Here is a 1741-nt window from a genome sequence, read left to right on the forward strand (position 1 = left end):
TAACCAGTTTAAAAATTAACAATTAAATGAAAATTCAAGAAGTTTTTTTGTCACTAGCAAATGCAGCAGCTACTTACAATCTTGGTAAAAGTTTGGGAGAATTTTTACCTGCTGGTAGTGTAATTTTATTGGAAGGAAATTTAGGTAGTGGTAAGACTACTTTTGTTCAAGGTATTGGAGCAGGTTTGGGAATAACTGAAACAATTGATAGCCCTACATTTACTTTAATTAATGAATATTTTTCTGGCAAAATTCCTCTTTATCATTTCGATCTATATCGTTTGGAAAGTTCAGAGATTGAAGCTTTAAATTTGGAGATTTATTGGGAAGGTTTAGAAGTACCTTTAGGTATTGTAGCAATTGAATGGGCTGAGAAGTTGGTTTATTATCCTCCTAATTTTTTACGGGTTTATTTTAATTTTTCTAATGGAGGAGATACTGTTGACAAAACTCCCCACGGACGCCATGTTAAATTAATTTCTATTGGTAAGTTTGATTTTGATGTGGATAAAATTTAGGTACTTTTATTTGATTTTGGGGTAATGGTCTTACCATAAGCAATTTCAGAATCTTCTAATAGCCACTTATACAAAGCTTTGTGTTCTGAATCAATTTCTTCCACAGACTTATAATAATAATTTTCCCAGCCCTTTTCTGGTAGACCTGCAAATATCATAAGATTCAGTGGATAACTTTCACTATCCGTGCAGTGACGAAAATCATCTCGAAACAGAAAAACTTTTTTATTGAGGGCTATCGCAACACCTAATTCAACAGTTAAAGAATATTTGCAAAAAAAAAGCCCGAAACTTTCTGAGTTACAGCGACTATTAAAATTAGCTAATACTCCTTTATTTCCATCGGTTAAATTTGACAATATAAATGGCATTACAGTTGCTATAGCAATCCTAAATAGGTTGTGACAAATTAAAAAGTAAATAAAAAAATTGAAACTCCCACCTGTTCCCTGTTCCCAGTTAAGTGTTCCCTAAAAAGCAGTAAGATTTTTGCCACGAATAAAATAGGATTGCTATAGATAAAATTGGGATATGATTCGTGGGTTTATTGCTGGAATTGATGATACTGAAAATATACCTCTGATTTTGGTTATTTGTCAGCAAAATATGGGTAAGTTATTGTGGAATAGAGTTAATCATAGAACAAAAAAACGTTTTTGTACTTATGATGCAGAAACAAGATGTTTTTTTGATTAACTTAAGACAGGTAGTTTTTGTATTTGTAGAATTTTTTAACCATACAGTTTCACAGCATATTTTTAAAGCTACATATCCTTATCTTATCAACTCCAATAATTTTGGAGTCACGGTTAAAAAATTGACAAATATTCCTACTTTAATAGAATCATTGGATTTAGATTTACCACAAGCCTATACAGAAACAGAAAAAATTAGAAAGGAGACAGAAAAAATTAGAAAAGATTATATTTTAAGAGTTGGTAATAATCTCAAAGTCTTGCCTGATGATTTCAAATTAAATGAAAAACTTGTCTGGTAAAAATAAGCGATATTCTATATTTACTGTTAATTACCCAATTTATTTTGTTGAATTTCTAACTTGTGAAATTTTTCCTTCTATTGCGTATAGAGCAATAGTAGTTTCATTTGCTGAAGCTCCCGGAGATGGATGATGAAATTTTTCCTTCTATTGCGTATAGAGCAATAGTTATTTCATTTGCTGAAGCTCCCGGAGATGGATGATGAAATTTTTCTCTTCTATTGCG

Annotated in this window: 4 protein-coding genes; 3 read left to right on the plus strand and 1 reads right to left on the minus strand. The window is 31.1% G+C overall.

Annotated features, from left to right (window positions below; all coding sequences use genetic code 11):
* Window positions 1–26 precede the first annotated feature (26 nt).
* Window positions 27–518, plus strand: coding sequence for a tRNA (adenosine(37)-N6)-threonylcarbamoyltransferase complex ATPase subunit type 1 TsaE (gene tsaE, locus ACP6PM_RS13940; RefSeq protein WP_426585549.1), 492 nt, complete (start codon window positions 27–29; stop codon window positions 516–518).
* On the opposite strand, the gene ACP6PM_RS13945 is transcribed toward tsaE, so the two are convergent.
* Complete coding sequence (locus ACP6PM_RS13945; protein ID WP_426585551.1) at window positions 515–889, minus strand: nucleoside 2-deoxyribosyltransferase; 375 nt, start codon at window positions 887–889, stop codon at window positions 515–517. The two genes, tsaE and ACP6PM_RS13945, sit on opposite strands and share 4 nt — an antisense overlap.
* 160 nt (window positions 890–1049) lie before the next feature.
* Between ACP6PM_RS13945 and ACP6PM_RS13950 the strand changes: the two genes are divergently transcribed.
* The gene (locus ACP6PM_RS13950; RefSeq protein ID WP_426585553.1) at window positions 1050–1214 is read left to right on the plus strand and encodes a hypothetical protein; all 165 of its coding nucleotides are present in this window, start codon (window positions 1050–1052) and stop codon (window positions 1212–1214) included.
* Window positions 1183–1515, plus strand: a complete 333-nt coding sequence (locus tag ACP6PM_RS13955) for a hypothetical protein (RefSeq protein WP_426585555.1) — start codon at window positions 1183–1185, stop codon at window positions 1513–1515. The genes ACP6PM_RS13950 and ACP6PM_RS13955 overlap by 32 nt, the downstream gene beginning before the upstream one ends.
* Window positions 1516–1741: the final 226 nt, after the last annotated feature.

The organism is Dapis brunnea BLCC-M229, from assembly GCF_050015995.1.
Classification (GTDB): domain Bacteria; phylum Cyanobacteriota; class Cyanobacteriia; order Cyanobacteriales; family Microcoleaceae; genus Trichodesmium.

What these genes read in the sequence shown, in the direction of transcription:
- ACP6PM_RS13950 (WP_426585553.1), top strand. Translation starts at nt 1,050, where the DNA reads ATGATTCGTGGGTTTATTGCTGGAATTGATGATACTGAAAATATACCT.
- tsaE (WP_426585549.1), top strand. Translation starts at nt 27, where the DNA reads ATGAAAATTCAAGAAGTTTTTTTGTCACTAGCAAATGCAGCAGCTACT.
- ACP6PM_RS13955 (WP_426585555.1), top strand. Translation starts at nt 1,183, where the DNA reads ATGATGCAGAAACAAGATGTTTTTTTGATTAACTTAAGACAGGTAGTT.
- ACP6PM_RS13945 (WP_426585551.1), bottom strand. Translation starts at nt 889, where the DNA reads ATGCCATTTATATTGTCAAATTTAACCGATGGAAATAAAGGAGTATTA.